The following is a 24,336-nucleotide window of genomic DNA, read 5'->3' as shown; positions in this document are numbered from 1 at the left end:
AGACATGGTTAAGTTAGATAGAACAGATCACCTGATGCTGGCCCGCCAGCTCCCTACACAGACGGTTGCTCTGATCCTCGCCGGCGGACGCGGCACGCGACTGGTCGATTTAACGGCTAAGCGTGCCAAACCTGCGGTGCATTTCGGCGGCAAGTTCCGCATTATCGACTTTGCCCTCTCCAACTGCGTTAACTCCGGTATCCGACGGATTGGCGTGATTACGCAGTATCAGTCCCATACCCTGACTCAGCATATCCAGCGTGGCTGGTCCATCTTCAATGAAGAGATGAATGAGTTTGTCGATTTGCTGCCAGCGCAGCAGCGCTTTTCGACCGAACAGTGGTATCGCGGTACGGCCGATGCCGTGACGCAAAACCTTGATGTGATTCGCCGCTATCAGGCGCAGTACATCGTGATCCTTGCCGGGGACCACATTTATAAGATGGATTATTCACGCATGCTGCTGGATCACGTGGTCAACGAGGCGAAATGTACCATTGCCTGTTTGCCCGTGCCGGTACATGAAGCCACGGCGTTTGGTGTGATGGCGGTGAACGAAGAGAACATGGTGATCGACTTCGTGGAGAAACCTGCGAAGCCGCCTACCATGCCAGGTGATGACACGCAGGCGCTGGCCAGCATGGGGATCTACGTTTTTAACGCGGACTATCTCTATGCGTTGCTGGAGGAAGATCTGCAGACGCCAGGCTCTAACCATGACTTTGGCAAAGATATTCTGCCGAAAATTGTGGCAAGTGGCGAAGGCTATGCACACTCTTTCGCGCTCTCCTGCGTTCAGAACGACGACAACGCGCCACCTTACTGGCGTGATGTCGGTACGCTGGAAGCCTACTGGCGCGCCAATCTCGACCTGGCATCGGTGATGCCGGAACTCGATATGTATGACGTCACCTGGCCGATTCGTACCCATATGGAGCCGCTGCCGCCAGCCAAATTTGTTCAGGATCGTTCCGGCAGTCACGGGATGACCATGAATTCATTGGTTTCAGGCGGCTGCATCATCTCCGGTTCGGTGGTGGTCAACTCGGTGCTGTTCCCACGGGTACGCGTTAACTCGTTTTGCAATATCGATTCAACTGTACTGCTGCCTGATGTGGTGGTTGGCCGATCGTGTCGTCTGCGTCGCTGCGTGATTGATCGCGCCTGCGAACTGCCGGAAGGCATGGTGATTGGCGAAAACCCTGATGAAGACAGTCGCCGGTTTCATCGTTCGGATGAAGGGATCGTACTGGTAACCCGCGCCATGCTGGCCAGACTGGCCAAAGCGGGGCTGTAAGCGATAAGCGGAACTTACGCAATCGGCACGCGGAGCGTGCCGGATAACTTAATGAGGTCGAGGATGCAGGTTTTACATGTCTGTTCAGAACTTTTCCCGCTGCTGAAAACGGGCGGACTGGCTGATGTAGTCGGGGCATTACCTCAGGCGCAAATTGCGGGCGGTACGGATACGCGGGTGCTGTTGCCTGCTTTTCCCGCATTGCGCAAAGGCATACCTGATCTCCAGGTAGTGACGGAGCGAGAGACATTTGCTGGTCATATACGTCTGTTATTTGGTGAATTTAACGGTGTGGGCATCTACTTAATTGATGCGCCCGGCCTCTACGATCGTCCTGGTAGTCCTTATCATGATGAGTCGCAGTTTGCGTATGTCGACAACTATCTGCGCTTTGCGCTGCTGGGCTGGGTTGGCTGCGAACTGGCGTGTGGCATGGATTCCATGTGGCGTCCCGATATCGTGCACGCGCACGACTGGCATGCAGGCCTGACCTGCGCCTATCTGGAAGCACGAGGACGTCCGGCTAAGTCGGTGTTCACGGTGCACAACCTGGCGTATCAGGGCCTGTTCATGGCGCATCATATGGATGAGATTGGCCTGCCATGGTCATTCTTTAACATGCATGGGCTGGAGTTCTTCGGTCAGATCTCTTTCCTGAAAGCGGGCCTTTTTTACGCCGACCATATCACGGCGGTCAGTCCGACTTACGCCCATGAAATTACCTCTGCTGAATATGCTTACGGCATGGAAACCCTGCTGGCGCAGCGGATGCGGGAAGGTCGTCTTAGCGGGATTCTTAATGGCGTTGATCCCTCTATCTGGGATCCGGCGCACGACCTGCTGCTGAGCGCACGCTATAACCGCGACACGCTGGAAGCAAAAGCAGAAAATAAACGTCAGCTGCAGGTTGCGATGGGCCTGAAAGTGGATGATAAAGCGCCGGTGTTCTGCGTGATCAGCCGCCTGACTAAACAGAAAGGTCTGGACCTGGTTTTAGAGGCGCTGCCTGGCTTGCTGGCGCAGGGCGGACAGCTGGTGCTGCTGGGTCAGGGCGATGCCGAACTGCAACAGGGATTCCTGGCGGCGGCGGCAGAACATCCCGGAAGTGTAGGCGTGCAGATTGGCTATCACGAAGCATTTTCACACCGCATTGTGGGTGGCGCGGACGTCATTGTGGTGCCGAGTCGCTTTGAGCCCTGCGGTCTGACACAACTTTATGGCCTGAAGTATGGTACGTTGCCGTTAGTGCGACGTACGGGTGGACTGGCCGATACCGTTAATGACAGCTCGTTAGAGAATCTGGCCGACGGTATCGCCAGTGGATTCAGTTTCGAAGATGCCAATGCCTGGTCGCTGTTACGGGCCATCCGACGTGCGTTCGTATTGTGGTCCCGTCCTTCGTTATGGCGCTATGTTCAGCGCCAGGCGATGGCAATGGACTTTAGCTGGCAGGTGGCAGCAACAGCCTACCGTGATCTCTACCAACGTTTGATGTAACGGATTGGGAAAACTGGATATGAACGCACCTTTCACTTACGCCTCACCAACGTTGACGGTTGATGCCTTAAAGCATTCGATTGCCTACAAACTGATGTTTACCATTGGCAAAGATCCCTCTATCGCCAACAAGCACGAGTGGCTCAACGCCTCGCTGCTGGCGGTGCGTGATCGGATGGTTGAGCGCTGGCTGCGTTCCAGCCGTGCCCAGCTCTCTCAGGATGTCCGCCAGGTTTATTACCTGTCGATGGAGTTCCTGATGGGCCGCACGCTGGGGAATGCGCTGCTGGCGATGGGGATTTATGACGATCTCAACCAGGCGCTGGATGAGATGGGGCTGGATCTGGCCGAGCTGATGGAAGAGGAGAACGATCCGGGACTGGGCAACGGCGGTCTCGGTCGCCTGGCGGCCTGTTTCCTCGATTCGCTGGCGACGCTGGGCATGCCGGGCCGTGGCTACGGCATCCGCTATGACTATGGCATGTTCAAACAGAACATCGTGGAAGGTGAGCAGAAAGAGTCTCCGGATTACTGGCTTGAGTATGGTAATCCGTGGGAATTCCAGCGTTTCAATACCCGTTACAAAGTGCGTTTCGGCGGTCGCGTGCAGCATGAAGGCACGAAAGTGCGCTGGCTGGAGACCGAAGAGATTCTGGCGATGGCTTATGACCAGATCATCCCGGGCTTCGACACCGACGCCACCAACACCTTACGACTGTGGGGTGCGCAGGCCAGCAACGAAATCAACCTCGGTAAGTTTAACCAGGGTGATTATTTCGCGGCAGTGGAAGATAAAAACCACTCTGAGAACGTGTCGCGCGTACTCTATCCGGATGACTCTACCTATTCCGGCCGTGAACTGCGTCTGCGTCAGGAATATTTCCTGGTCTCCGCCACGGTGCAGGACATCCTGAATCGTCACTGGCGGATGCATCAGACCTGGGACAACCTGGCGGACAAAATCGCCATTCACCTCAACGATACCCATCCGGTATTGGCGATCCCTGAACTGATGCGCCTGCTGATTGACGACCATAAGTTCAGCTGGGACAGCGCTTTTGACGTTTGCTGTCAGGTCTTCTCCTATACCAACCATACCCTGATGACCGAAGCGCTGGAGACCTGGCCGGTTGATATGATCGGTAAGATCCTGCCGCGCCACCTCAGCATTATTTTCGAGATTAACGACTTCTTCCTCAAGACCATTCAGGATCACTATCCGGATGACCTGGATCTGCTGTCGCGCATTTCGATCATTGATGAGAACGACGGCCGCCGGATTCGCATGGGCTGGCTGGCGGTTGTGGTCAGTCACAAAGTGAACGGCGTGTCTGAGCTGCACTCCAATCTGATGGTGCAGTCTCTGTTTGCCGATTTCTCGCGCCTCTTCCCGGGCCGTTTCTGTAACAAAACCAACGGTGTGACGCCACGTCGCTGGCTGGCGCTGGCCAACCCGGCGCTGTCAGAGGTGCTGGATGAGGAGATTGGTCGTAACTGGCGCACCGATCTCAGTCAGCTGAGCGAACTGAAAGCGCAGATCGACTATCCGGCGTTTATTGAAAAAGTGGCGGTCGCCAAGCATCAGAATAAGCGCCGCCTGGCTGACTGGGTCGCGAAGAATCTGGACGTGGTGCTCGACCCGAACGCGCTATTCGATGTGCAGATCAAGCGTATTCACGAGTACAAACGCCAGTTACTCAATGTGCTGCATGTGATCACCCGCTACAACCGAATCAAGGCCGATCCGCAGGCGAACTGGGTGCCGCGCGTGAATATCTTTGCCGGTAAAGCGGCATCAGCGTATTACGTTGCCAAGCACATTATTCACCTGATCAACGATGTCGCGAATGTGATCAACAATGATCCGCAGGTGAAGAACAAGCTGAAGGTCGTTTTCATCCCGAACTACAGCGTGAGTCTGGCGCAGATCATCATTCCGGCGGCCGATCTTTCTGAACAGATCTCCACCGCAGGCACTGAAGCCTCCGGCACCAGTAACATGAAGTTTGCGCTGAATGGCGCGCTGACTATCGGTACGCTGGATGGGGCTAACGTTGAGATGCTGGATCACGTTGGTGAAGAGAACATCTTTATCTTCGGGAATACCACGCCACAGGTCGAAGCGCTGCGTAAGAACGGCTATAACCCGCGTGACTATTACGAAGGCGATGAGGAACTGCACCAGGTGCTGACCCAGATTGCTTCAGGTCTGTTTAGTCCGCAGGATCCGGGCCGCTACCGCAATCTGTTCGATTCACTGGTTAACTTCGGCGATCACTATCAGTTACTGGCGGATTATCGCAGCTACGTAGATACCCAGGATAAGGTGGATGCGCTCTACCGTAAGCCGGATGAGTGGCAGCGCCGCGCGGCGAAAAACATTGCCGGAATGGGCTACTTCTCGTCGGACCGTACTATTCAGGAGTACGCTGACGAGATCTGGAATATCTCGCCGGTAAGGTTGTAAGGCTCCTGCAGTAAATTTTGTTTTCTCTGCGGCCGAGGGATCGGCCGCACTCTTCCTCTTTCTGCTTCTCTCCCACGCCACACACCTCTAAAAAATTCAGCCGCTTATCGACTCCGGGCCTGTAAATGCCCGTTGTGCGAGCGTGATCATTACACCCTGGTGAAGAATCGTTACTATGCGGACATGCAAAACGACCCTACAGGCAACCGCAGCCAATGAGTGACAACATTAACCAGGAAATTACCTTCCGTAAGCTCAGCGTCTTCATGATGTTTATGAGCAAAGGCAATATCGCCCGCACGGCGGAAGCGCTGGAGCTGAGCAGCGTCAGCGTGCATCGCGCCCTGCACACGCTGGAAGAGGGCATCGACTGCCCGCTGTTTATTCATAAAGGCCGCAACCTGGTGCCGCTGCCGGCTGCCTGGACGCTGCTGGACTATTGTCGCGACGTGACCACACTGATGGGCAAAGGCATTGAAGAGGCGCGCAAAGTGGCGGGTATCGGCGGGGGTCGCCTGCGGCTTGGCACACTCTACTCGCTGACGCTTGAAACCATTCCCCGCCTGATCATGGGCATGAAGCTGCGTCGTCCAGCCCTGGAGCTTGACCTGACTATGGGGTCGAATCAGATGCTGCTCAATATGCTGGAAGATGACGCGCTGGATGCGATTCTGATCGCCACCGATGAGGGCGAACTCAGTGATGCGCAATTTGAAGTGATTCCGCTGTTCACAGACAGCATCTTTCTGGCCATGCCGGCTGGAGAATCGCAGAGCGCAACCGGACCGGTGGATCTGCGTGATTATGCTGACCGTGATTTTGTCTCACTGGCAGAGGGATTCGCCACTTATGCCGGTTCACAGGAGGCATTTCAGATTGCCGGATTTGAACCGCGCATGGTTACCCAGGTAAATGACATCTTCTCGATGATAAGCCTGGTGCAGGCGGGCGTGGGTCTGGCGCTGATTCCGGGACGGATGAAGAAGGTGTATGAAAATAACATCCAGCTGCTGAGGCTGGCTGAGCCTTACCAGATGCGTCAGCAGATCTCGATTGTCTACTCACATCACCGCGAACGTGACAATGACCTGCTGGCCCTGGCGGCAGAAGGGCGAATGTACGCCCGCAGCCTTACTGATGTAACCGTTTAACGAGATGCAGTGCCACCTCCACGCTGTTACGTTCCAGACAAATCGCTTCGCCCTGCCAGTTCGCCTGACGCGTCAGACCGGTCAGCACACTGCCAGGCGGCATCTCAATGGCCAGTCGGGCGTCACGCTGATTCGCTGCAACCATCGCATCATTCCACTGCACTGTGCGCGCCATATTAAAGGCAAGATCGTCGGCAATTTTCTCCGGCTCCCAAATCACCCGCGCGGTTGAGCCGCTGAGGTAGGCACAATCGGGGCGGGAGAGGGTGACGGACGCAAAGGCGCGAGCCAGTTCGGCGGCGGGTTTATCCAGCAGCGCGCAGTGCGATGGCACGCTCACCGCGAGCTTAATCGCTTTACTGGCTCCCGCATCCAGCGCCCTCTGCGCGACCACTGCCATATCCTCGTCGCGGCCAGCAATCACAATCTGCGTTTCCGCATTGAGGTTCGCGATGTAGGTGTTACTGCCGGGCAGCAGTTTCTCCAGCTGGCTCAGCGTTAAGCCAGTGATCGCGGTCAGGCCATATCCCTGCGGATACGCCTGCTCCATCAGATCGCCGCGCAGCGCAACCAGCCGCAGGGCGTCGCTGAAATCCAGCGCGCCGGAAATCACCGCCGCAGGAAACGCGCCAATCGATAAACCGCTGACGATATCGGGTTTCACCCCACGGCGGATCAGTTCGCGCGCCCAGGCAACACCTGAAATCAGCAGACAGAGCTGCACGGCTCGGGTGTGGCGCAGTGCATCGGCACTGTCGAGCCGGTCAGCTTCGTCGCCCAGCACCGCACGCACGCGGCTTTTCAGCGCATCCCCCTCAGGCAGATGTTGCAGCATCCCGGCACGCTGGGTGCCCTGGCCGGGGAAGGTAAAGAGTATTTTCATGGATTCTCCCTGCTCCAGGGTGAAGCGGTCAGTATCGGTCCGGTGTCGGTTTTTAACAGCACGCGCTCCTCGCGTAGCCACTCGTTCAGGGCAAAGGCGCCAGACGGCGTTTCCACCTGCGTATCCACCCGGCAGCTCAGCGCGTCGGTTGCTGTCTGCCAGCGTTGCAGCGCATCGCGTGGCAGTGGCTGCGGGGCGCGGATGATGACATCCAGATCGCTGGCGGCGTGCAACACAGGGCATTGCGTTGCCAGCGCATAACCGGTGCTGCCGGTAATGCCCCAGCGCCACGGCCAGGCGGTCTCGCTGAGCGAAATCGCCGCGCTGACAGGCGCATAAGCCGTAAAGGGCGAATCCAGCAGCCGTGTGCGTTCAGCCAGCCATTCTGGCGTCACCACGCGGATAATAGTGTCTGACGTGATCCAGCCAGCGGCGCGTTGCTCACGTCGCTCACCGCGCACGCCAATCGGGATCAAACCGGATTCATGGCGATCGCGCCGCACCACCACCGGCATGTCGGGATGCCAGAACGGGCTGACCCAGCTCTCCTGAATCGTGGCTAAAGCACTGCTGTGTCGCAGCCAGAGCAAATCGTGGGGACGCGGCGCACGCATATTACATTCCTGATGTCAGCGTAATGAACAACGGTAAAGATAAAATACACAGAATTGAGCTTAGCAGCAGCACGGCCTCAGCATCGGGTGACTGCACGCCAAAGCGGTTGCCGAACACCACGCCAAAGAAACCGGCTGACAGCGCTATCATCAGAATAGCGGTGATTGCCACTGACCCGTGAAGTCCCAGCGCCAGCACCAGACCCCAGGCGATAAAGGGCTGAATCAGCAGTTTGGCAACCGTCCCGACGCCGACGATGGCGTTGAGTTTCAGCTGACGTGCGGAGAGGATCACGCCGGTCAGGAACAGCGCGGCGGCGGTGGCTGCCAGCCCCAGCGGCTTAATCGCTGAGATGACCAGCTCCGGCATTCTGAAGCCCAGCGCCGACAACACCACACCCAGCAGCGGGCCAAGAACGATCGGCTTTTTGAGCGAGCGCCACATCAGCACCGGCAGCATGGTCACTGTCGAACCCACATTCTCACCGGCAATGCGCGCTTTTTCCCGTTCCAGAATCAGCAGACAGAAGGGTGTCATCAGCACCGAGCCGCAGGCAATTGAAACCGCAACAGAAAGTGAGGTTGATGAACCTTCTCCCAGTACGCTGCCCAGAATCGGCAGCCCCAGCGCGGCGTAATTGGGCAGGGCGACAGTCAGCGTTAATACCGCAGCATCCTGAGGCGACTTTTTAAACAGGCGGGTCGCCAGGAAATAGAGCGCCACATAGGTTATCCACATCGCCCCGGTTAAGACGACAATCAATGGCGACTGCGCCACGATACCCGACCAGGGTGTCTGAACGGTGGCACTGAACAGCGCAGCGGGCAGCGCAAAATCCATCACGAAAATATTGAGCAGGGAGACATCTCTGTTATTGACCATTCCGGCCTTACCGGCCCAGAAACCTAACAGCATAATGATAAAAATTGGAGCAAGGGCATGAACAATTATGTAAATCATAAATCACCTGTAATTAAGAGAAAAATTCTTTAAAAACAGCGATGTTTATAATTCTGAACACGGCCACTGCTCCGGGGCGCACGTCGCTATGCGCCCCGTCAGACCGGTTTCGGCAGGTTGGTTTTTTTTATGTCATTACCAGGTCGCGCGCATACGTTCGCGAACCAGGGAGGAGCTTTGACGATTAGAGGCGCCAAGGCGGTTTTTCAGGGTAGGATCCTGACGCGCGTCACTGATCGCCTTCTGTAATGCAATCTCAACCATCGCCACATCGGCGTCAGACGGCGTATCAGGATTGGCAACGTTCAGCAGATCAGAGAGCAGACCCAGCGTGGCGAAGTTATTCACATCATATGCCATTGGGGGAATGGTGGCGGCCAGTTTCTCCAGCGCCTCTAACGAACGCAGTGTGATGCGCGCCGCTGACGCTTTGCCCATGGCATGGACCAGCACGCCCTGATCGTTGAGCGCAATCAGGCGGTTGGCCTGATATCCGTGTGCCAGGAACGCACCGGACATTGCTTTACCCACAATCAGACCAATCACCGGATGACCGTCAAGGCGCGCATTCGCATAGGCGCCTGCTGCACCTGCCAGCGCCTGGTGAATGCCAAACGCCTCTTCGCGGCGACCGTAGGCCTGACTGGGGACGTCGATCACCGCCACAATCGGACGTTTCACAGCGCTGTTTTTGTCAGCTTCCCGCGTTTCATTCACCACTTTCGCCAGCGTCCAGCCTTCCAGCAGACCCACTTCACCCTGCGCGGCGCGCGGATAGTGGTTTTGGGCATCGGGCACGACGGCGATAAAGCGGACATCTTCGCCATTAAGCTGGCCGTCAGCCACCTGAACAGAGGCGCACAGACCGCTCAGGCGCTGTGCATCAGGTGCAAGTTTTTCCAGCCAGGTTGCACCACGGCTGCTTGTCTGTGTCATTATTTCTCCTCCTGGGCGAAAAGCTGTTTAATCTGCGCGGTGTCCGCCTGCTGGCGGGTATCGAACTGCGTCAGACGTGACAGGAAGTCGTCATACTTATCACTGCGGTTCTGCGCCGGAACGCCCCTGGCAATAAAATCATGCATCGCGGTTTTCACGGCATTGATACCGTCATTCACCAGCGCATCGACCAGGCCACTTGCGTAGCGGATTTCGCCGCCGGTCATGCTCCAGATAAACGGACGATCGCGAGAGTCGTACTCTTCAATTCCCGCTTCCTGCTCAATCACCTGCGGGCCGTTCAGGCCCAGACGGGCTTCACGGGTCACAATCAGGTAGCTGCAGAGCGCGGCGGCGATAGACATCCCACCGAAGCAGCCAACGGTGCCGCTGACGATGCCGATCACCGGGGTGTAGCGGCGCAGGTCGACAATCGCCGCATGAATATCGGCAATCGCTGCCAGCCCCAGGTTGGCTTCCTGTAACCTCACGCCACCGGTCTCAAGGCAGAGCACCGCCTGTGTCGGGATGCCGTTGCGATTGTCTTCTGCCGCCAGCTCCAGCGCTGCGGCCATTTTCGCCCCGGAGACTTCACCCATGCTGCCGCCCTGGAAGGTGCCTTCGATGGCGATCACCACCGCAGACTGACCGTTCAGCGTGCCGCGTGCCACGACCATGCCATCATCGGACTGGGGCACCACGCCCTGCGGAGCCAGCCACGGCGACATGATGCCCTCAAAAGGATCCAGCAGTTCGCGGTAGCTGCCCGCATCCAGCAGCGCATGAGCACGTTCGCGGGCCCGTAATTCAATAAAACTGGCATCGTTACGCATGACTCACCTCTTCAAAAACCTGTTCAATACGGATACGCGCCACGCCGGGTGTCGCACCGAAATCGTGGATAATCATCTCTCCGGCGGGCAGGCCGTTGATTAAGTTCAGGCGGTCAAACAGCGCTTTCCAGCGGGCGTCGCTGTTATCCAGTGAGGTGGTGATATTGACGTTCAGTGTCTGGCCTTCAGTTGCGGTGTACAGCACTTCCATATCACCGGAACCAACGACCCCGGCCAGCGCTCTGCCACTGAGCAGGCGGTTAGCAGGTAGAGATAATGTGATGTGTTCCATAATGGCCTCTAAAAATAAGAATGTTCAGGCGAACAGACCCGATCGATAAACAGCGTTGCGGCCAGCAAATCGGCGGCTCCGCCCGGCGAGGCGTTGAGCGCCAGCATCCGGCGGTCAAGCTGCTGAAGCGCCCTCTGACCCGCCGCTGTACGGCAGCCGCCTGCCAGCAGCACGGCGCGTGCGCCCTGTTGCATGGCGTCGAGTCCGGTCATGCCTGCACGTGACAGCACGCAGGTATCGCTGAGTGAAGTCATGATTGCCATCAGCGCATCCAGCCGGGCTTCGCTCTCACTGGCACCAACCGCACGGCTGATCAGCAACTGCGGCAGCGCCAGCTTCATCACGTGAGGAAATGCCTGTTGCGCCTCTTCGCGTGCGCCGGGTACCTGATAGCGGTGCGTCGCTTTTAACCCTTTGCTGAACACTCTGGGGGCGTGGCTGTCGGGCAGGCTCGCCAGCGCGGCAGCGGTGCGGGCCAGCGTGTCAGCCGTGGCTGTGCCACCCTGCATGGCAGCGGCACTGACCAGCAATCCCAGCGCCCAGATCGCGCCCCGATGGGTGTTCACGCCGCCGGTTGCTGCCATCATCTGCTGTTCGCCATCGCGGCCGAGCCGACCGACTGTTTCGCGCAGGGCGATGTCGGCGGGACGAAGCCAGCTGTGACGGGCCAGCGCCAGAAAGGTGGGCATCAGGCTGTGGGCAGAACGCTCCATCAGCGCCAGCGTCAGATCCCGATGTGCGCCGTTTCCCCGACTGTCTACCAGACCCGGCTTGGGGCTCAGGCGTGCTTCATCAATCAGGCAATCGCGCGCAATCGTCGCCAGATGACTGGCCTGCGCCTCGGCATGAGTCTGTGACAGGAGTTTCATTACCAGCTCCGGAATTTAGCAGGCGGGTTGTACAGGCCATCTGACCATTCAACCAGGTCAGCGACGCTGCCAGCGGCAAGCAGTGAGCGGGTGGCATCGGAGCGACGAATACCCATATCCTCCGGGTAAACCACTTTGCCGCTTTTACGCAGGGCAGCGACGCGTGCTGCATCCACGCCCAGACCGATATCGGTAATTCCGGCGACTGCGGCGACCATGGCGCGACGTTCCTCAAGGCTTTCTGCCCGATAGAGATAGGCGATACCTTCCTCGGTCAGCACGTGCGTCACGTCATCGCCGTAGATCATCACCGGCGCCAGTGGCATACCGGAGGATTTCGCCACCTCAACCGCATCGAGGGTTTCAACGAAGGTTGGTTTTGCACCGGCCTGGAAGGTCTCGACCATCTGCACCACCAGTTTTTTACCGCGCTGCATCGGGTCTGGCTCGGTGATCATATTCAGCCAGGCGGGTGTTGCGTGGCGGCGGCCATGGGGATCGTGACCCATGTTTGGCGCGCCACCGAAGCCGGAAAGACGACCACGGGTGACGGTAGAGGAGTTGGCCAGGCCATCAACCTGCAGGGTGGCACCGATAAACATATCGACCGCGTACTGACCTGCCAGCTGACAGAACGCACGGTTAGAGCGCATTGAACCGTCGCTGCCGGTAAAGAAGATGTCGGGACGGGCGCGGATATACTCTTCCATCCCCAGCTCGCCGCCGAAACAGTGCACGCTCTCCACCCAGCCGCTCTCGATGGCCGGGATCAGCGTCGGATGCGGGTTCAGCGCCCAGTGCTTACAGATTTTGCCTTTCAGACCAAGCTGTTCGCCGTAGGTGGGCAGCAGCAGTTCGATCGCGGCGGTGTTAAAACCGATACCGTGGTTAAGCGACTGCACCTGATGCTCGGCGTAGATGCCTTTAATCGCCATCATCGCCATCAGGATATGCTCCTGCTTAATCAGGCGCGGATCGCGGGTAAACAGCGGTTCGATAAAGAACGGTTTATCTGCCACCACGATGTAGTCAATCCAGGAGCCAGGAATATCGACGCGCGGCAGGTCGGTTTCGTCATCGACCAGTTCGTTGACCTGGGCTATCACGATACCGTCACGAAATGCGGCGGCCTCCACCAGCGCCGGGGTATCTTCGGTACTCGGGCCGGTATAAAGGTTGCCTTTGCGGTCGGCTTTATAGCCGGCAATCAGCGCCACATTCGGACTGAGGTCAACGTAGAGACGGGAATAGAGTTCGATATAGGTGTGAATCGCGCCGATTTCCAGCTGACCATCCTGCAACAGCTGAGACATGCGCAGGCTCTGGGGACCGGAGAAGGAGAAGTCGAGTTTGCGGGCAATGCCTTTTTCAAAAATATCGAGATGTTCGCTGCGGCCGACGCTGGGCATAATCATATGCAGGTCGTGAATTTTCGCCGGATTCACCGCCGCAAGGGTGCGGGATAAAAAGTCAGCCTGCTTCTGGTTGTTGCCTTCCAGTACCACGCGGTCGCCTGGTGCGATTAACTGTTCAAATGCTTCAACGGCTCTTTCAGCAGGAATAACTTTGCCATCAAGGGGAAAGGAGGCCAGACGACGCGCTTTTTCACTGCGGCGTGTGTTCCACTCCCGGGCAGGCGTTTGGCCTGTGTTCATTTCAACCTCCGGATTTGAATCGCTCTGTTGACGTTTATGCTGAGGGAAGTCTGAGCTTTCTTAAAACGGTGTTCAATTAAGCAAAAAAACGGAACGTTAGATTTAAGGTAACAATGGCGAAAAGGGGGATACGCAGTCAGGATGCGTTGAGTTTACGCGGGGAAGCATGAAGAAAAGGTTGCAGGGGGGCAAAAGCCTAAATCGGTATTCATGATGAACAAAGCCAGTCATACCGGTTTGCTCGCTGACAGGCGTTTCTTCTGATGAGGTGTGAGGATGCGGCTGGCCTGAATATTAACCGAATAAGCAGCCAATAAAAAAGCAGGCCGAAGCCTGCTTTCTGTTGTTGTATTGCTCGCTTATGACGCCAGGGACAGTGCCGGTTTGGCTTTCGCCGCCAGCCACTCTGCCACCCGGGCCTGCTGCTCTTTGGTCAGCCACATACCCTGTTTGGTACGACGCCAGATAGCATCGTCAAGCTCACGTACCCATTCATGCTGCACCAGGTAGCGTAACTCCGCCTCATAGAAGTCGTGACCGAAGTTCTCACCCAGATCGTCCAGACTTTTCGCACCCGCCAGCAGGGTTTCAGTGCTGCTGCCGTAAGTGCGTGAGAAGTGGCGCGCCATGTTTTCGGTGATGAACGGATAACGACGACGCAGGCTGACCGCGTAATCATCGCTGGTGCCGTTGATATTACCGCCCGGCAACACGCAGTTTTTGGTCCAGGCTGGGCCGGCTTTCGGATAGTACTTCGCCAGTTTCTCCAGCGCATGTTCTGCCAGCTTGCGATAAGTGGTCAGCTTGCCACCAAACACGGAAAGCAGCGGTGCCTGACCGTTATCATCGCGCACATCCAGCGTGTAATCGCGAGTGATCGCCTGCGGCGAATCAGACTCGTCATCGCACAGCGGACGGACACCCGAGTAAGACCAGACGATATCGTCGGCGGTCAGCTGCTTTTTAAAGTGTCCGTTGAACACTTTCAGCAGGTACTCGGTCTCGCTGTCGTCGATATGGACGCTTTTCGGATCGCCTTTGTATTCCACATCGGTGGTGCCGATGATTGAGAACTCATCCATCCAGGGAATGACAAACACGATGCGGTTATCTTCGTTCTGCAGGATATAAGCCTGTTTCTCGGTATGGACGCGCGGCACCACAATATGGCTGCCTTTAATCAGACGGATACCGTAAGGCGATTTCAGCTTCAGGCTGTCGTCGAACAGCTGTTTGACCCACGGGCCTGCCGCGTTGACCAGACCTTTTGCCTGCCAGGTAAAGGTTTTGCCGGTATCAACATCTTCGGCTTCGACCATCCACAGGCCACCTTCACGCCAGGCGCGGGTGACACGAGTACGGGTACGCACTTCGCCACCATGCTTAACCACTTCCTGCGCATTCAGAACGACCATGCGGGCATCATCTACCCAGCAGTCGGAGTATTCGAATCCGCGCGTGATTTCTGGCTTCAGGGCCGAATCCGCGCCAAATCGCAAACTTTTGCTGCCTGGCAGGCTGGTACGCTTGCCAAGATGGTCATACATGAACAGGCCGGTACGAATCATCCACGCCGGACGCAGATGCGGACGGTGCGGCAAGCGGAAGCGCATCGGAAACGCCAGATGCGGCGCCATTTTCAGCAGGACTTCACGCTCGGCCAGTGCTTCACTGACCAGGCGGAATTCGTAGTGTTCAAGGTAGCGCAAGCCGCCATGAATCAGTTTTGAGCTGGCTGAAGAGGTCGCGCAAGCCAAATCCCGCGCCTCCAGCATTAACACCGACAGTCCGCGTCCTGCAGCGTCTGCTGCAATGCCGGCACCGTTGATGCCGCCGCCGATCACGATCAGGTCTTTGGTTTCCACGTCATCTCCTCCGATGTTCGGAATAGTTCTCTTATGTTCGTTTTCGAGCATAATCATAATCGCAAACCAACATTTACGCCAGTCTTTAACCCGGTAAAAACATTTTTGCGTGATATAGCTAACATTCTGCCCACCAAAAAAACAGATAGCCGTAACGATTGTCAGGTTATCGGCGCGGATTATCGGGTTACACTACGCGCTATTGTGATGCTGTTATGAGAGATCCCATGGAAACGTTTGAATGTATTGATGTGCAGCAGGCGCAGGCGCGTCTGGCGCAGGGTGCGCTGCTGGTGGATATCCGTGATCCGCAAAGTTATGTCCTTGGCCATGCGGCGGGCGCGCTGCATCTGACCAACGCCAACCTCAGCGAGTTTGTCAGTGGCGCGGATCAAAGCCTGCCCGTGCTGGTGATGTGCTATCACGGTAATAGCAGCAAAAGTGCGGCGCAGTATCTTCTGGGACAGGGCTTCAGCGCGGCGTACAGCATTGATGGCGGCTTTGATGCCTGGCGTGCCGCCTTCCCTCAGCAGGTTGCCTCTGGCAGTGAATAGCTTGCTGCTCGTCACATGGAGAGTTAATGATGCGCATTACCCAATTTAATCAGCCGCGCATGGCGCAGGCGTTTGTTGACTACATGGCGACGCAGGGCATCACGTTGCGTATTGAGCATGAAAATCACTACGTCATCATGCTGGATGATGAGAGCAAGATTGCAGTGGTCGAAAACGAACTTCAGCAGTTTCTGCATGACCCTAACCATCCGCGCTATCAGGCCGCCAGCTGGCACAGCGGCAAGACTGACAGCGGTTTGCGCTATGAGCGTAGCAATATCTGGGCGAACATCCGCGAGCGTGCCGGTCCGCTGACCATGACCCTGATGGTGCTCTGCATCGCGGTCTTTATTCTGATGCAGGTCATGGGCGATCAGGCCGTGATGGCGTGGCTCTCCTGGCCGGATGCCGACCAGCATCTTCAGGTCTGGCGCTGGTTCAGTCATGCGCTGCTGCACTTTTCACTGCTGCACATCCTGTTTAATCTGATGTGGTGGTGGTATCTCGGCGGCGCGGTTGAAAAGCGTCTGGGCAGCGGCAAACTGTTTGTAATTATGCTGATTTCGGCGCTGCTCAGCGGCTGGCTGCAGGCGAAGTTCAGTGGCATCTGGTTTGGTGGTCTGTCGGGCGTGGTCTATGCCCTGATGGGTTACTGCTGGCTACGCGGTGAGCGCGATCCCGACAGCGGCGTCTATCTTGAACGGGGATTGATCGGTTTTGCGGTGGTCTGGCTGGTGATTGGCTGGTTCGGCGTCTTTGGTCTGGCGATTGCCAACGCGGCGCACGTTGCTGGTCTGGTGGTCGGGCTGGCGATGGCGCTGGTCGATACGCGTAACGTCACGCGTCGATAGACAGGTTTAGCGGGTTAACAGGAGAGGAACGTGAAGCAGACGCAACGTCATGACGCGATTATCGATTTAGTCCGTCGTCAGGGATATGTCAGTACTGAGGAGCTGGTAGATCATTTTGAGGTCAGCCCGCAGACCATTCGTCGCGACCTCAACGATTTGGCCGATCAAAACAAAATTCAGCGCCACCACGGCGGCGCGGCGCTTCCTTCCAGCTCTGAGAATACCGCCTGGCACGATCGCAAAATGATGTGGTCAGCGGAAAAAGCGCGGATTGCGCAGCGTGTTGCCAGCCAGATCCCGGATGGCGCTACGCTGTTTATTGATATTGGCACCACGCCGGAAGCGGTGGCGCATGCGCTGCTCAACCACAGCAATTTACGTGTGGTGACCAATAACCTTAACGTCGCGATGCTGTTAATGGGCAAACCCGATTTCCGGGTGATTATCGCGGGCGGTGAAGTGCGCACCCGCGATGGCGCCGTGATGGGGGAAGCGACGCTCGACTTTATTTCTCAGTTCCGGCTCGATTACGGCATCCTGGGGATCAGCGGCATCGACATGGATGGGTCGCTGCTGGAGTTCGACTATCACGAAGTCCGCACCAAACGCGCGATTATAGAAAATTCACGCTGCGCGATGCTGGTGGTGGATCACTCGAAATTTGGCCGAAATGCCATGGTTAACCTTGGCAACATGAGTCTGCTGGATTATCTCTACACCGATAAAATGCCGCCAGCCAGCGTCATGAAAGTGATTGAGCAGCATGAGGTTCACCTCGAACTCTGCTGATTCCTGCGACGCCAGCCACCCGGCTGGCGTTTTTCTTTGATTGTTGTCGCTTTTTCCCCCACTCACGTCTTAACTTAACGGTTGCTGGCACCCGGTTGCCAGCCCGTGCGCTTTCTATTTTTGTTTTGCTTCACCTCATTGCGTAACAGAAGGGAGTGATATGCCGCAGCAAAAATTTAATAAAGCCCGTTTTACCGCTGCCCTGACCCGACAGTGGCAACAGTTGAGTCTCCATTCCGCCCAACAGATGACCTCGCACCAGGCGTGGCAGGCGGTCAGTGCGGCACTGGCAGAACTGCTCGATACCCAGCCGGCACCGCGTCCGGCTAAGCAGCAGCGTCACGTAAATTACCTGTCGATGGAGTTTCTCATTGGTCGTCTGACCGGCAACAATCTGCTGAATCTCGGCTGGTATGACGAGGTCAAAGCGGCGCTGGCTGAGCAGCAACTTGATTTAACCGAATTGCTGGAGCAGGAGATCGACCCGGCACTCGGCAACGGCGGGCTGGGGCGACTCGCCGCCTGCTATATGGATTCGATGGCAACGGTGGGGCAGTCCGCCACCGGCCACGGGCTGAATTATCAGTATGGCCTGTTCCGCCAGTCTTTTGAGGAGGGTAAGCAGATTGAAGCGCCCGATGACTGGCAGCGTGAACGCTATCCGTGGTTTCGTCACAATGCGGCGCTGGATGTGGACGTTGCGATGGGCGGCCGGGTGGAAAAGCGTGAGGATGGCGGTGTACGCTGGCTTCCCGATTTTACGCTGCGTGGTGAGGCCTGGGATTTGCCGGTGACCGGCTACCGCAACGGCGTGACACTGCCGCTGCGCCTGTGGCAGGCCGTGAGTGCGCACCCGTTTGACCTGACGGCCTTTAACGACGGCAATTTCCTTCAGGCGGAGCAGCCTGGTATTGAGGCGGCAAAACTCACCAAAGTGCTCTATCCCAATGACAACCATCAGGCCGGCAAGCGGCTGCGTCTGATGCAGCAATATTTTCAGTGTGCCTGCGCCGTAGCCGACATCCTGCGCCGTCACCATCTGGCGGGCCGCAGCATTCACAGTCTGCCGGACTTCGAGGTGATCCAGCTCAACGATACCCATCCAACCATCGCCATCCCCGAGATGCTGCGTGTGCTGCTGGATGAACATCAGCTAAGCTGGGATGAGGCGTGGCATATCACCAGCCGTTTGTTCGCTTACACCAACCACACGCTGATGCCCGAGGCGCTGGAGCGCTGGGATGAGAAGCTGATGCGCAGCCTGCTGCCGCGCCATATGCTGATTATCAAAGAGATTAATCAGCGGCTGAAAAAGCAGGTGAAACAGCACTGGCCGGATGACAAAGCGATGTGGCACAAGCTGGCGGTGGTGGCGGACGGACAGGTGCGCATGGCCAATCTCTGCGTGGTAAGTGGCTTTGCGGTCAACGGCGTGGCGGCACTGCACTCCCGCCTGGTGGTCAGCGATCTCTTCCCGGAATATCACCAGCTCTGGCCGCAAAAATTCCACAACGTCACCAACGGCATTACGCCGCGTCGCTGGCTGAAGCAGTGTAATCCGGCGCTGGCGGCACTGATTGATGAGACGCTGAAAACGGAGTGGGCCAATAACCTTGATGCGTTAACCGGTCTGGAGTCGTATGCCGACGATCAGGCGTTTCGTCAGCGCTATCGCAGCATCAAACAGCAGAACAAAGCGCAGCTCACAGAGTATATCGCCCGCCATACCGGCATCATCGTGAACCCGGCGGCGCTGTTCGATGTGCAGATCAAACGTCTGCATGAGTACAAGCGCCAGCACCTCAGCCTGCTGCATATCCTCTACTGCTATCAGAAGCTTCTGAACAACCCGGAAGATGTCACCTTCACGCCGCGGGTGTTCCTGTTTGGGGCCAAAGCCGCGCCGGGTTACTACCTGGCAAAAAATATTATCTACGCCATTAACAAGGTTGCGGAGGTGGTGAACAACGACCCGCGGGTGGGTGACAGGCTCAAAGTGGTGTTTATCCCGGACTACCGCATCACCGTGGCTGAACTGATGATCCCGGCGGCCGATCTCTCCGAGCAGATCTCTACAGCCGGTTATGAAGCCTCCGGCACTGGCAACATGAAGCTGGCGCTGAATGGCGCGCTGACCATTGGCACGCTGGATGGTGCGAATGTCGAAATTGCCGAACAGGTGGGTGAGGAGAATATCTTTATCTTCGGTCACACCGTGGATGAGGTGAAAGCGCTCAAAGCGAAAGGCTACAACCCGAAAAAGGTGCGTAAGCAGAACAAGCCGCTGGACGATTTACTGAAATCGCTGGAGAAAGGCAAATTCAGCGGCGGGGATAAACATGCGTTTGACCTGATGCTGGAGAGCCTGACCAAAAATGGCGATCCCTGGCTGGTGCTGGCTGATTTTCAGGCCTATGTCGAGGCACAGCAACGGGTGGAAGCCCTGTGGCGTGACCCGGAAGGCTGGACCCGCGCCGCTATCCTCAATACGGCCCGAACCGGCATGTTCAGTTCGGACCGTTCCATTCGTGACTATCAGCAACGTATCTGGCAGGCACCGCGCTAAGGAGCAGCAATGAAGCAAAATGCACTCGATCAGGCCGCCCGTGCCGCGGGAATTTCACTGGATTACATCAACGTTAACGGCGAGAAAGCGGCGATCAGCGATGAGACCAAACGCGCGCTGCTGGCGGTAATGGACGATCCGCAGGATGCCAAAAAATCACCGCTGCCGCCGGTCGCGGTGTTCAGCGGCAGTGGCAAACGGCAATTAACGCCACAGGGCAGCGGCGTCTACAGCTGGCAGTTGCAGACCGAAAAGGGCAAGCAGTTCAGTGGCGAGTTAACCGCCGGAGAGCCTTTTTCGCTGCCGGGGCCGCTGACACAGGGTTATCACCAGCTCACGCTCACTAAAGGAAAGAAGCGCTGGCAGACGCGGATTATTGTCGCGCCGCGCCGCTGCTATCTGCCACCAGCGCTGGAGGCCGGAGAGAAACGCTGGGGCGCGCTGGTGCAGCTCTACACGGTGCGATCTGAACAGAACTGGGGCATTGGCGACTTCGGCGACCTTGACCAGCTGCTGGTGCAACTGGCTGAGCGCGGCGGCGATTTTGTCGGGCTGAATCCGCTGCATGCGCTCTATCCCGCCAGCGCCGGTTTCGCCAGCCCGTACAGTCCGTCATCCCGCCGCTGGCTGAATGTGATTTATATCGACGTCAGTCAGGTCGCCGATTTTCAGCAAAGCGCGGCAGCACAGAAGTGGTGGAAAAGTGCCAAAACCCAGAAGGCGCTGACCAAAGCGCGAGAGGCAGAGTGGGTTGACTACGAGGCCGTGATGGCGCTTAAGCTCACTGCGCTGCGGCACGCCTGGGCCCACTTCCAGGCGCGTGATAACCAGAGCGAAGAGCATCAATCCTGGGCAGCTTTTGTACGTCAAGGCGGCGACAGCCTGCGTTATCAGGCGGCCTACGACGGTATCCAGCTGGAGCGGCAGGCGGACAAGACGCAGCAGGGCGGCTGGCCTGCATGGCCGGAAGCGTGGCGTAACAGCCAGTTGCCCGAGGTGCAGCAGTGGTGTGAGCAGCATGAAGAGGAGATCGCGTTCTGGCAGTGGCTACAATGGCTGGCACAGCAGCAGTTCTCGGCCTGCTGGACGCACAGTCAGGCGCTGGGCATGAGTGTGGGGCTTTATCGTGATCTGGCGGTGGGCGTAGCAGAGGGCAGTGCGGAAACCTGGCACGACCCGGAGCTTTATCGCCTTAAAGCCTCAGTGGGCGCGCCACCCGATCGTCTGGGTCCGCTGGGACAAAACTGGGGCTTACCGCCGATGGACCCGCATGTGATGCAGGCGCGGGGCTATCAGCCGTTCATCGACATGCTGCGCGCCAACATGCGCGACTGCGGCGCATTGCGTATCGACCATGTGATGTCTCTACTGCGTCTGTGGTGGGTACCGGCCGGGGAGACAGCGGATAAAGGCGCCTATGTCGCCTATCCGGTCAATGACCTGCTGGGCATCCTGGCGCTGGAGAGCCATCGGCTGCGCTGCATGGTGATTGGTGAAGACCTGGGCACCGTGCCTCAGGAAATTATCAGCCTGCTGCGTAAAAGCGGTGTCTTTTCATGGAAGGTGCTCTGGTTTGAGCAGGAGAAAGATCAGCGTTATCGCGCGCCGCAGGACTATCCACGCCAGTCTATCGCCAGCGCCAGTACCCATGATCTGCCGACGCTGACCGGTTTCTGGGAGCAGGGCGACCTGGATCTGGGTGAGAAGCTGGGCCTTTATCCAGGCGATGCAGTGAAAGCGCTGCATCAGCAGCGTGCCGCGCAGAAACAGGCGCTGCTGGATGCGCTGCATCAGGCAGGTGCCTTACCGGCCCGCAGTCAGAAGAAGGCGGAGAAGCTGACCATGACGCCTGCGCTGAACCGGGCCATCCATCGCTTCCTGGCAGATACCGAGAGTGCGCTGCTTGGCCTGCAGCCTGAAGACTGGCTCGGTATGACCACGCCGGTCAACGTGCCGGGCACGGTAGATCAGTACCCTAACTGGCGACGCAAGCTGAGCAAAACGCTGGAGGCGATCTTTGCGGACAAGGAGGTGAATACGCTGCTGAAGGTGGTCAGTGAGCAGCGTCAGTCAGGACAGAAAGGGCAATAAAAATAGCGCGGCAGTCAGGCTGCCGCGCTTTATCATCAGTAGAACGAGTGTTCGCCACGCTGATGCTCGGTAATATCCCGCACGCCTTTCAGTTCCGGGAAGGCAGCCAGCAGCTCTTTCTCGATACCATCTTTCAGGGTCACGTCGATCATCGAACAGCCGTTACAGCCGCCGCCAAACTGCAGAATGGCGTAGCCATCTTCGGTGATCTCCATCAGCGATACGCGACCGCCGTGGCCAGCGAGCTGTGGGTTGATCTGCGCCTGCAGCAGGTACTCAACACGCTCAACCATTGGCGCATCATCAGAGACTTTGCGCATCTTGGCATTCGGCGCTTTCAGCGTCAGCTGAGAACCCAGATTGTCAGTCACGAAGTCGATTTCCGCATCTTCCAGATAAGGTTTGCTCAGTTCATCAACATACGCTGAGAGCTTCTCGAACTTCAGTTCAGTATCGGTGGCTTCAACAGCATCGGGCGGACAGTAAGAGACGCCACACTCGGCTGTTGGCGTACCCGGGTTAATCACGAATACGCGAATCTGGGTGCCATCTTCTTGTTTGGATAGCAGTTTAGAAAAATGTTCCTGGGCAGAGTCAGTAATTCGGATCATGTCGATTGCTCAATAGTTGACTAATTTAGTTGGTTATAATACGCCCATCAATGACGCGCTACAAGGTACGGCACAGACACCAGACCTGCACGCTGGCAGCACCCTGCGCCAGTAAAAGACGACTGATTTCATCTACGGTACTGCCGGTGGTAATGACGTCATCCAGCAAAGCGATATGGCGTCCCTGCACCGCCATTTCAAGGCGGAAAGCACCGCGTAAGTTAGTGCGGCGCTGGCGGGCGCTGAGCTGATGCTGTAATGCGCCTCTGCGCGTGCGGGAAAGCCCTTCACGCCATTCACATCCCAGCCAGTGCGCCAGCGGTGCGGCCAGCAGGACAGTCTGGTTGAAGCCGCGCTGCCAGCGTCGTCGCTGGTGCAGCGGAACCGGCAGCAGCAGATCAGGACGCGGCACATCACCGCGTCGGTAAACATTAAGCCAGCTTAGCAAAATCAGCCGCGCCAGCATCACCCTGAGTGCGGTTATGTGAGAAAATTTAAGCTGATTAACCCACTGGCTGAACGGCAGACAATAGTCATTAACGCAGACCAGCGCCTGCCAGGCGGGCGGTTTAAGCTGGCAGCGGCCACAGGCGACCTTTTCTGATCCTGCCGGTAACCCACAGCGTGGGCAGAGCCGCGGTAATGGCGGTAATTTGCGTAAACATAAGCTGCAGATACCGTGCCGGGCTATCCGCAACGGCATCCGGCATAGCCAACACAGGGCGGGCATTGCTAGCATAGCGACCTCCTTATCATTTTCGGGATAGTAACTGATGACGTCGCTCTACTGGCACACCTGCGGAGAAGGAAAACGCGATCTTGTGCTGCTGCACGGATGGGGACTGAATGCCGAAGTCTGGCAAAGCATTATTCCGCGACTCAGCGCGCATTACCGTCTGCATCTGGTCGACCTGCCCGGTTATGGTCGCAGCCAGAACGTTGACGCGCTGACACTGGAGCAGATGGCTGAGCAGATAATGCCTTTCCTGCCACCGCAGGCCATTGTGGTGGGCTGGTCGCTGGGCGGACTGGTCGCGACGCAGCTTGCGCTGACCGCGCCAGAAAAGCTGGACGCCCTGATTACCGTTGCATCATCACCCTGTTTCACCGCCACAGAGCACTGGCCCGGCATTAAACCGGAAACGCTGCAGAACTTTCAGCAGATGCTCAGTAATGATTTTCAGCGCACGGTGGAGCGCTTTCTGGCGCTGCAGACGCTGGGCACCGAAACGGCGCGTGCCGATGCGCGACAGCTGAAAGAGGTGGTACTGTCACAACCCGTGCCGGCGGTGGCGGTGCTGGATGGCGGGCTCGACATTCTGCGTCAGGTCGACCTGCGCGACGCGTTACCGCAGATCACATTGCCGTTTTTGCGACTCTACGGGGCATTAGATGGTCTGGTGCCGCGTCGGATTGCTGCTGAGATCGATGAAATGTTGCCAGCCTCGCCCTCTGTGATTATCGAAAAAGCAGCACATGCACCTTTTATTTCTCATCCAGAGATGTTTTGTCAGCACATTATTAATTTTATCAGCAGTTTAGAGGGATAGTCGT

At 57.3% G+C, this 24,336-nt stretch carries 21 protein-coding genes; 10 read left to right on the top strand and 11 right to left on the bottom strand.

What is annotated here, in order from left to right; translation table 11 throughout:
• Positions 1-4: 4 nt before the first annotated feature.
• The 4 genes from glgC (at position 5) to NP77_RS16075 (ending at position 6,412) form a co-directional block, all read left to right on the top strand.
• A complete protein-coding gene (glgC, locus tag NP77_RS16090) occupies positions 5-1,297 on the top strand; it encodes a glucose-1-phosphate adenylyltransferase (RefSeq protein WP_003853050.1) in 1,293 nt (430 codons plus the stop codon).
• A 63-nt stretch (positions 1,298-1,360) separates the two neighbouring features.
• Entirely contained in the window at positions 1,361-2,794 is a 1,434-nt protein-coding gene (glgA, locus tag NP77_RS16085; protein WP_003853048.1) for a glycogen synthase GlgA, read from the top strand.
• Positions 2,795-2,813: 19 nt separating this feature from the next.
• Complete coding sequence (gene glgP, locus NP77_RS16080; RefSeq protein ID WP_008926283.1) at positions 2,814-5,261, top strand: glycogen phosphorylase; 2,448 nt, start codon at positions 2,814-2,816, stop codon at positions 5,259-5,261.
• Positions 5,262-5,476: 215 nt separating this feature from the next.
• The gene (locus NP77_RS16075; RefSeq protein WP_008926282.1) at positions 5,477-6,412 is read left to right on the top strand and encodes a LysR family transcriptional regulator; all 936 of its coding nucleotides are present in this window, start codon (positions 5,477-5,479) and stop codon (positions 6,410-6,412) included.
• On the opposite strand, the gene mdcH is transcribed toward NP77_RS16075, so the two are convergent.
• From mdcH to glpD, 9 genes are all read right to left on the bottom strand, one after another.
• The gene (gene mdcH, locus NP77_RS16070) at positions 6,393-7,295 is read right to left on the bottom strand and encodes a malonate decarboxylase subunit epsilon (protein ID WP_008926281.1); all 903 of its coding nucleotides are present in this window, start codon (positions 7,293-7,295) and stop codon (positions 6,393-6,395) included. The two genes, NP77_RS16075 and mdcH, sit on opposite strands and share 20 nt — an antisense overlap.
• A complete protein-coding gene (locus NP77_RS16065) occupies positions 7,292-7,909 on the bottom strand; it encodes a malonate decarboxylase holo-ACP synthase (RefSeq protein WP_003853042.1) in 618 nt (205 codons plus the stop codon). The genes mdcH and NP77_RS16065 overlap by 4 nt, the downstream gene beginning before the upstream one ends.
• 1 nt (position 7,910) lies before the next feature.
• On the bottom strand, positions 7,911-8,870 hold the full coding sequence (locus NP77_RS16060; protein WP_039660834.1) for an AEC family transporter: 960 nt from the start codon (positions 8,868-8,870) through the stop codon (positions 7,911-7,913).
• A gap of 135 nt (positions 8,871-9,005) precedes the next feature.
• Complete coding sequence (gene mdcE, locus NP77_RS16055) at positions 9,006-9,806, bottom strand: biotin-independent malonate decarboxylase subunit gamma (RefSeq protein ID WP_039660833.1); 801 nt, start codon at positions 9,804-9,806, stop codon at positions 9,006-9,008.
• Positions 9,806-10,639 (bottom strand): biotin-independent malonate decarboxylase subunit beta, encoded by an 834-nt coding sequence (locus tag NP77_RS16050; RefSeq protein ID WP_003853038.1) that lies wholly within the window; start codon positions 10,637-10,639, stop codon positions 9,806-9,808. The genes mdcE and NP77_RS16050 overlap by 1 nt, the downstream gene beginning before the upstream one ends.
• Positions 10,632-10,931 carry a malonate decarboxylase acyl carrier protein gene (gene mdcC / locus NP77_RS16045; protein ID WP_008926277.1) on the bottom strand — a complete coding sequence of 100 codons (300 nt, stop codon included), beginning with the start codon at positions 10,929-10,931 and terminating at the stop codon, positions 10,632-10,634. The genes NP77_RS16050 and mdcC overlap by 8 nt, the downstream gene beginning before the upstream one ends.
• An 8-nt stretch (positions 10,932-10,939) precedes the next feature.
• Positions 10,940-11,800, bottom strand: a complete 861-nt coding sequence (locus NP77_RS16040; RefSeq protein WP_039660832.1) for a triphosphoribosyl-dephospho-CoA synthase — start codon at positions 11,798-11,800, stop codon at positions 10,940-10,942.
• Positions 11,800-13,455 (bottom strand): malonate decarboxylase subunit alpha, encoded by a 1,656-nt coding sequence (gene mdcA, locus NP77_RS16035; protein ID WP_003853034.1) that lies wholly within the window; start codon positions 13,453-13,455, stop codon positions 11,800-11,802. The genes NP77_RS16040 and mdcA overlap by 1 nt, the downstream gene beginning before the upstream one ends.
• 359 nt (positions 13,456-13,814) lie before the next feature.
• Positions 13,815-15,320 carry a glycerol-3-phosphate dehydrogenase gene (gene glpD, locus NP77_RS16030; protein WP_003853033.1) on the bottom strand — a complete coding sequence of 502 codons (1,506 nt, stop codon included), beginning with the start codon at positions 15,318-15,320 and terminating at the stop codon, positions 13,815-13,817.
• Between the two features lie 227 nt (positions 15,321-15,547).
• Here glpD and glpE point away from each other — a divergent pair, with 227 nt between their 5' ends.
• From glpE to malQ, 5 genes are all read left to right on the top strand, one after another.
• Positions 15,548-15,874 carry a thiosulfate sulfurtransferase GlpE gene (gene glpE, locus NP77_RS16025; protein ID WP_039660831.1) on the top strand — a complete coding sequence of 109 codons (327 nt, stop codon included), beginning with the start codon at positions 15,548-15,550 and terminating at the stop codon, positions 15,872-15,874.
• 29 nt (positions 15,875-15,903) lie between these two features.
• Positions 15,904-16,725, top strand: coding sequence for a rhomboid family intramembrane serine protease GlpG (glpG, locus tag NP77_RS16020; protein ID WP_033743324.1), 822 nt, complete (start codon positions 15,904-15,906; stop codon positions 16,723-16,725).
• A gap of 30 nt (positions 16,726-16,755) precedes the next feature.
• Positions 16,756-17,514, top strand: coding sequence for a DeoR/GlpR family transcriptional regulator (locus NP77_RS16015; RefSeq protein WP_003853028.1), 759 nt, complete (start codon positions 16,756-16,758; stop codon positions 17,512-17,514).
• A 160-nt stretch (positions 17,515-17,674) separates the two neighbouring features.
• Positions 17,675-20,080: a maltodextrin phosphorylase gene (malP, locus tag NP77_RS16010; RefSeq protein WP_039660830.1), complete on the top strand. Its 2,406-nt coding sequence runs from the start codon at positions 17,675-17,677 to the stop codon at positions 20,078-20,080.
• A gap of 9 nt (positions 20,081-20,089) precedes the next feature.
• The gene (gene malQ, locus NP77_RS16005) at positions 20,090-22,171 is read left to right on the top strand and encodes a 4-alpha-glucanotransferase (RefSeq protein WP_039660829.1); all 2,082 of its coding nucleotides are present in this window, start codon (positions 20,090-20,092) and stop codon (positions 22,169-22,171) included.
• 35 nt (positions 22,172-22,206) lie between these two features.
• On the opposite strand, the gene nfuA is transcribed toward malQ, so the two are convergent.
• On the bottom strand, positions 22,207-22,782 hold the full coding sequence (nfuA, locus tag NP77_RS16000) for a Fe-S biogenesis protein NfuA (RefSeq protein ID WP_003853024.1): 576 nt from the start codon (positions 22,780-22,782) through the stop codon (positions 22,207-22,209).
• 58 nt (positions 22,783-22,840) lie between these two features.
• Positions 22,841-23,521 carry a DNA utilization protein GntX gene (gntX, locus tag NP77_RS15995; RefSeq protein WP_003853023.1) on the bottom strand — a complete coding sequence of 227 codons (681 nt, stop codon included), beginning with the start codon at positions 23,519-23,521 and terminating at the stop codon, positions 22,841-22,843.
• Positions 23,522-23,555: 34 nt separating this feature from the next.
• Between gntX and bioH the strand changes: the two genes are divergently transcribed.
• Positions 23,556-24,332, top strand: coding sequence for a pimeloyl-ACP methyl ester esterase BioH (gene bioH / locus NP77_RS15990; protein ID WP_039660828.1), 777 nt, complete (start codon positions 23,556-23,558; stop codon positions 24,330-24,332).
• Positions 24,333-24,336: the final 4 nt, after the last annotated feature.

Source organism: Pantoea sp. MBLJ3 (assembly GCF_000816655.1).
Taxonomy (GTDB): domain Bacteria; phylum Pseudomonadota; class Gammaproteobacteria; order Enterobacterales; family Enterobacteriaceae; genus Pantoea; species Pantoea eucalypti.
Note: the sequence above shows the minus strand (reverse complement) of the source record. Positions and strands in the feature narration are given on the sequence as shown.

Excerpts from the sequence above, each read along its gene's own strand:
- glgC (WP_003853050.1), top strand. The coding sequence starts at position 5 with ATGGTTAAGTTAGATAGAACAGATCACCTGATGCTGGCCCGCCAGCTC.
- glgA (WP_003853048.1), top strand. The coding sequence starts at position 1,361 with ATGCAGGTTTTACATGTCTGTTCAGAACTTTTCCCGCTGCTGAAAACG.
- glgP (WP_008926283.1), top strand. The coding sequence starts at position 2,814 with ATGAACGCACCTTTCACTTACGCCTCACCAACGTTGACGGTTGATGCC.
- NP77_RS16075 (WP_008926282.1), top strand. The coding sequence starts at position 5,477 with ATGAGTGACAACATTAACCAGGAAATTACCTTCCGTAAGCTCAGCGTC.
- mdcH (WP_008926281.1), bottom strand. The coding sequence starts at position 7,295 with ATGAAAATACTCTTTACCTTCCCCGGCCAGGGCACCCAGCGTGCCGGG.
- NP77_RS16065 (WP_003853042.1), bottom strand. The coding sequence starts at position 7,909 with ATGCGTGCGCCGCGTCCCCACGATTTGCTCTGGCTGCGACACAGCAGT.
- NP77_RS16060 (WP_039660834.1), bottom strand. The coding sequence starts at position 8,870 with ATGATTTACATAATTGTTCATGCCCTTGCTCCAATTTTTATCATTATG.
- mdcE (WP_039660833.1), bottom strand. The coding sequence starts at position 9,806 with ATGACACAGACAAGCAGCCGTGGTGCAACCTGGCTGGAAAAACTTGCA.
- NP77_RS16050 (WP_003853038.1), bottom strand. The coding sequence starts at position 10,639 with ATGCGTAACGATGCCAGTTTTATTGAATTACGGGCCCGCGAACGTGCT.
- mdcC (WP_008926277.1), bottom strand. The coding sequence starts at position 10,931 with ATGGAACACATCACATTATCTCTACCTGCTAACCGCCTGCTCAGTGGC.
- NP77_RS16040 (WP_039660832.1), bottom strand. The coding sequence starts at position 11,800 with ATGAAACTCCTGTCACAGACTCATGCCGAGGCGCAGGCCAGTCATCTG.
- mdcA (WP_003853034.1), bottom strand. The coding sequence starts at position 13,455 with ATGAACACAGGCCAAACGCCTGCCCGGGAGTGGAACACACGCCGCAGT.
- glpE (WP_039660831.1), top strand. The coding sequence starts at position 15,548 with ATGGAAACGTTTGAATGTATTGATGTGCAGCAGGCGCAGGCGCGTCTG.
- glpG (WP_033743324.1), top strand. The coding sequence starts at position 15,904 with ATGCGCATTACCCAATTTAATCAGCCGCGCATGGCGCAGGCGTTTGTT.
- malP (WP_039660830.1), top strand. The coding sequence starts at position 17,675 with ATGCCGCAGCAAAAATTTAATAAAGCCCGTTTTACCGCTGCCCTGACC.
- malQ (WP_039660829.1), top strand. The coding sequence starts at position 20,090 with ATGAAGCAAAATGCACTCGATCAGGCCGCCCGTGCCGCGGGAATTTCA.
- nfuA (WP_003853024.1), bottom strand. The coding sequence starts at position 22,782 with ATGATCCGAATTACTGACTCTGCCCAGGAACATTTTTCTAAACTGCTA.
- gntX (WP_003853023.1), bottom strand. The coding sequence starts at position 23,521 with ATGCTAGCAATGCCCGCCCTGTGTTGGCTATGCCGGATGCCGTTGCGG.
- bioH (WP_039660828.1), top strand. The coding sequence starts at position 23,556 with ATGACGTCGCTCTACTGGCACACCTGCGGAGAAGGAAAACGCGATCTT.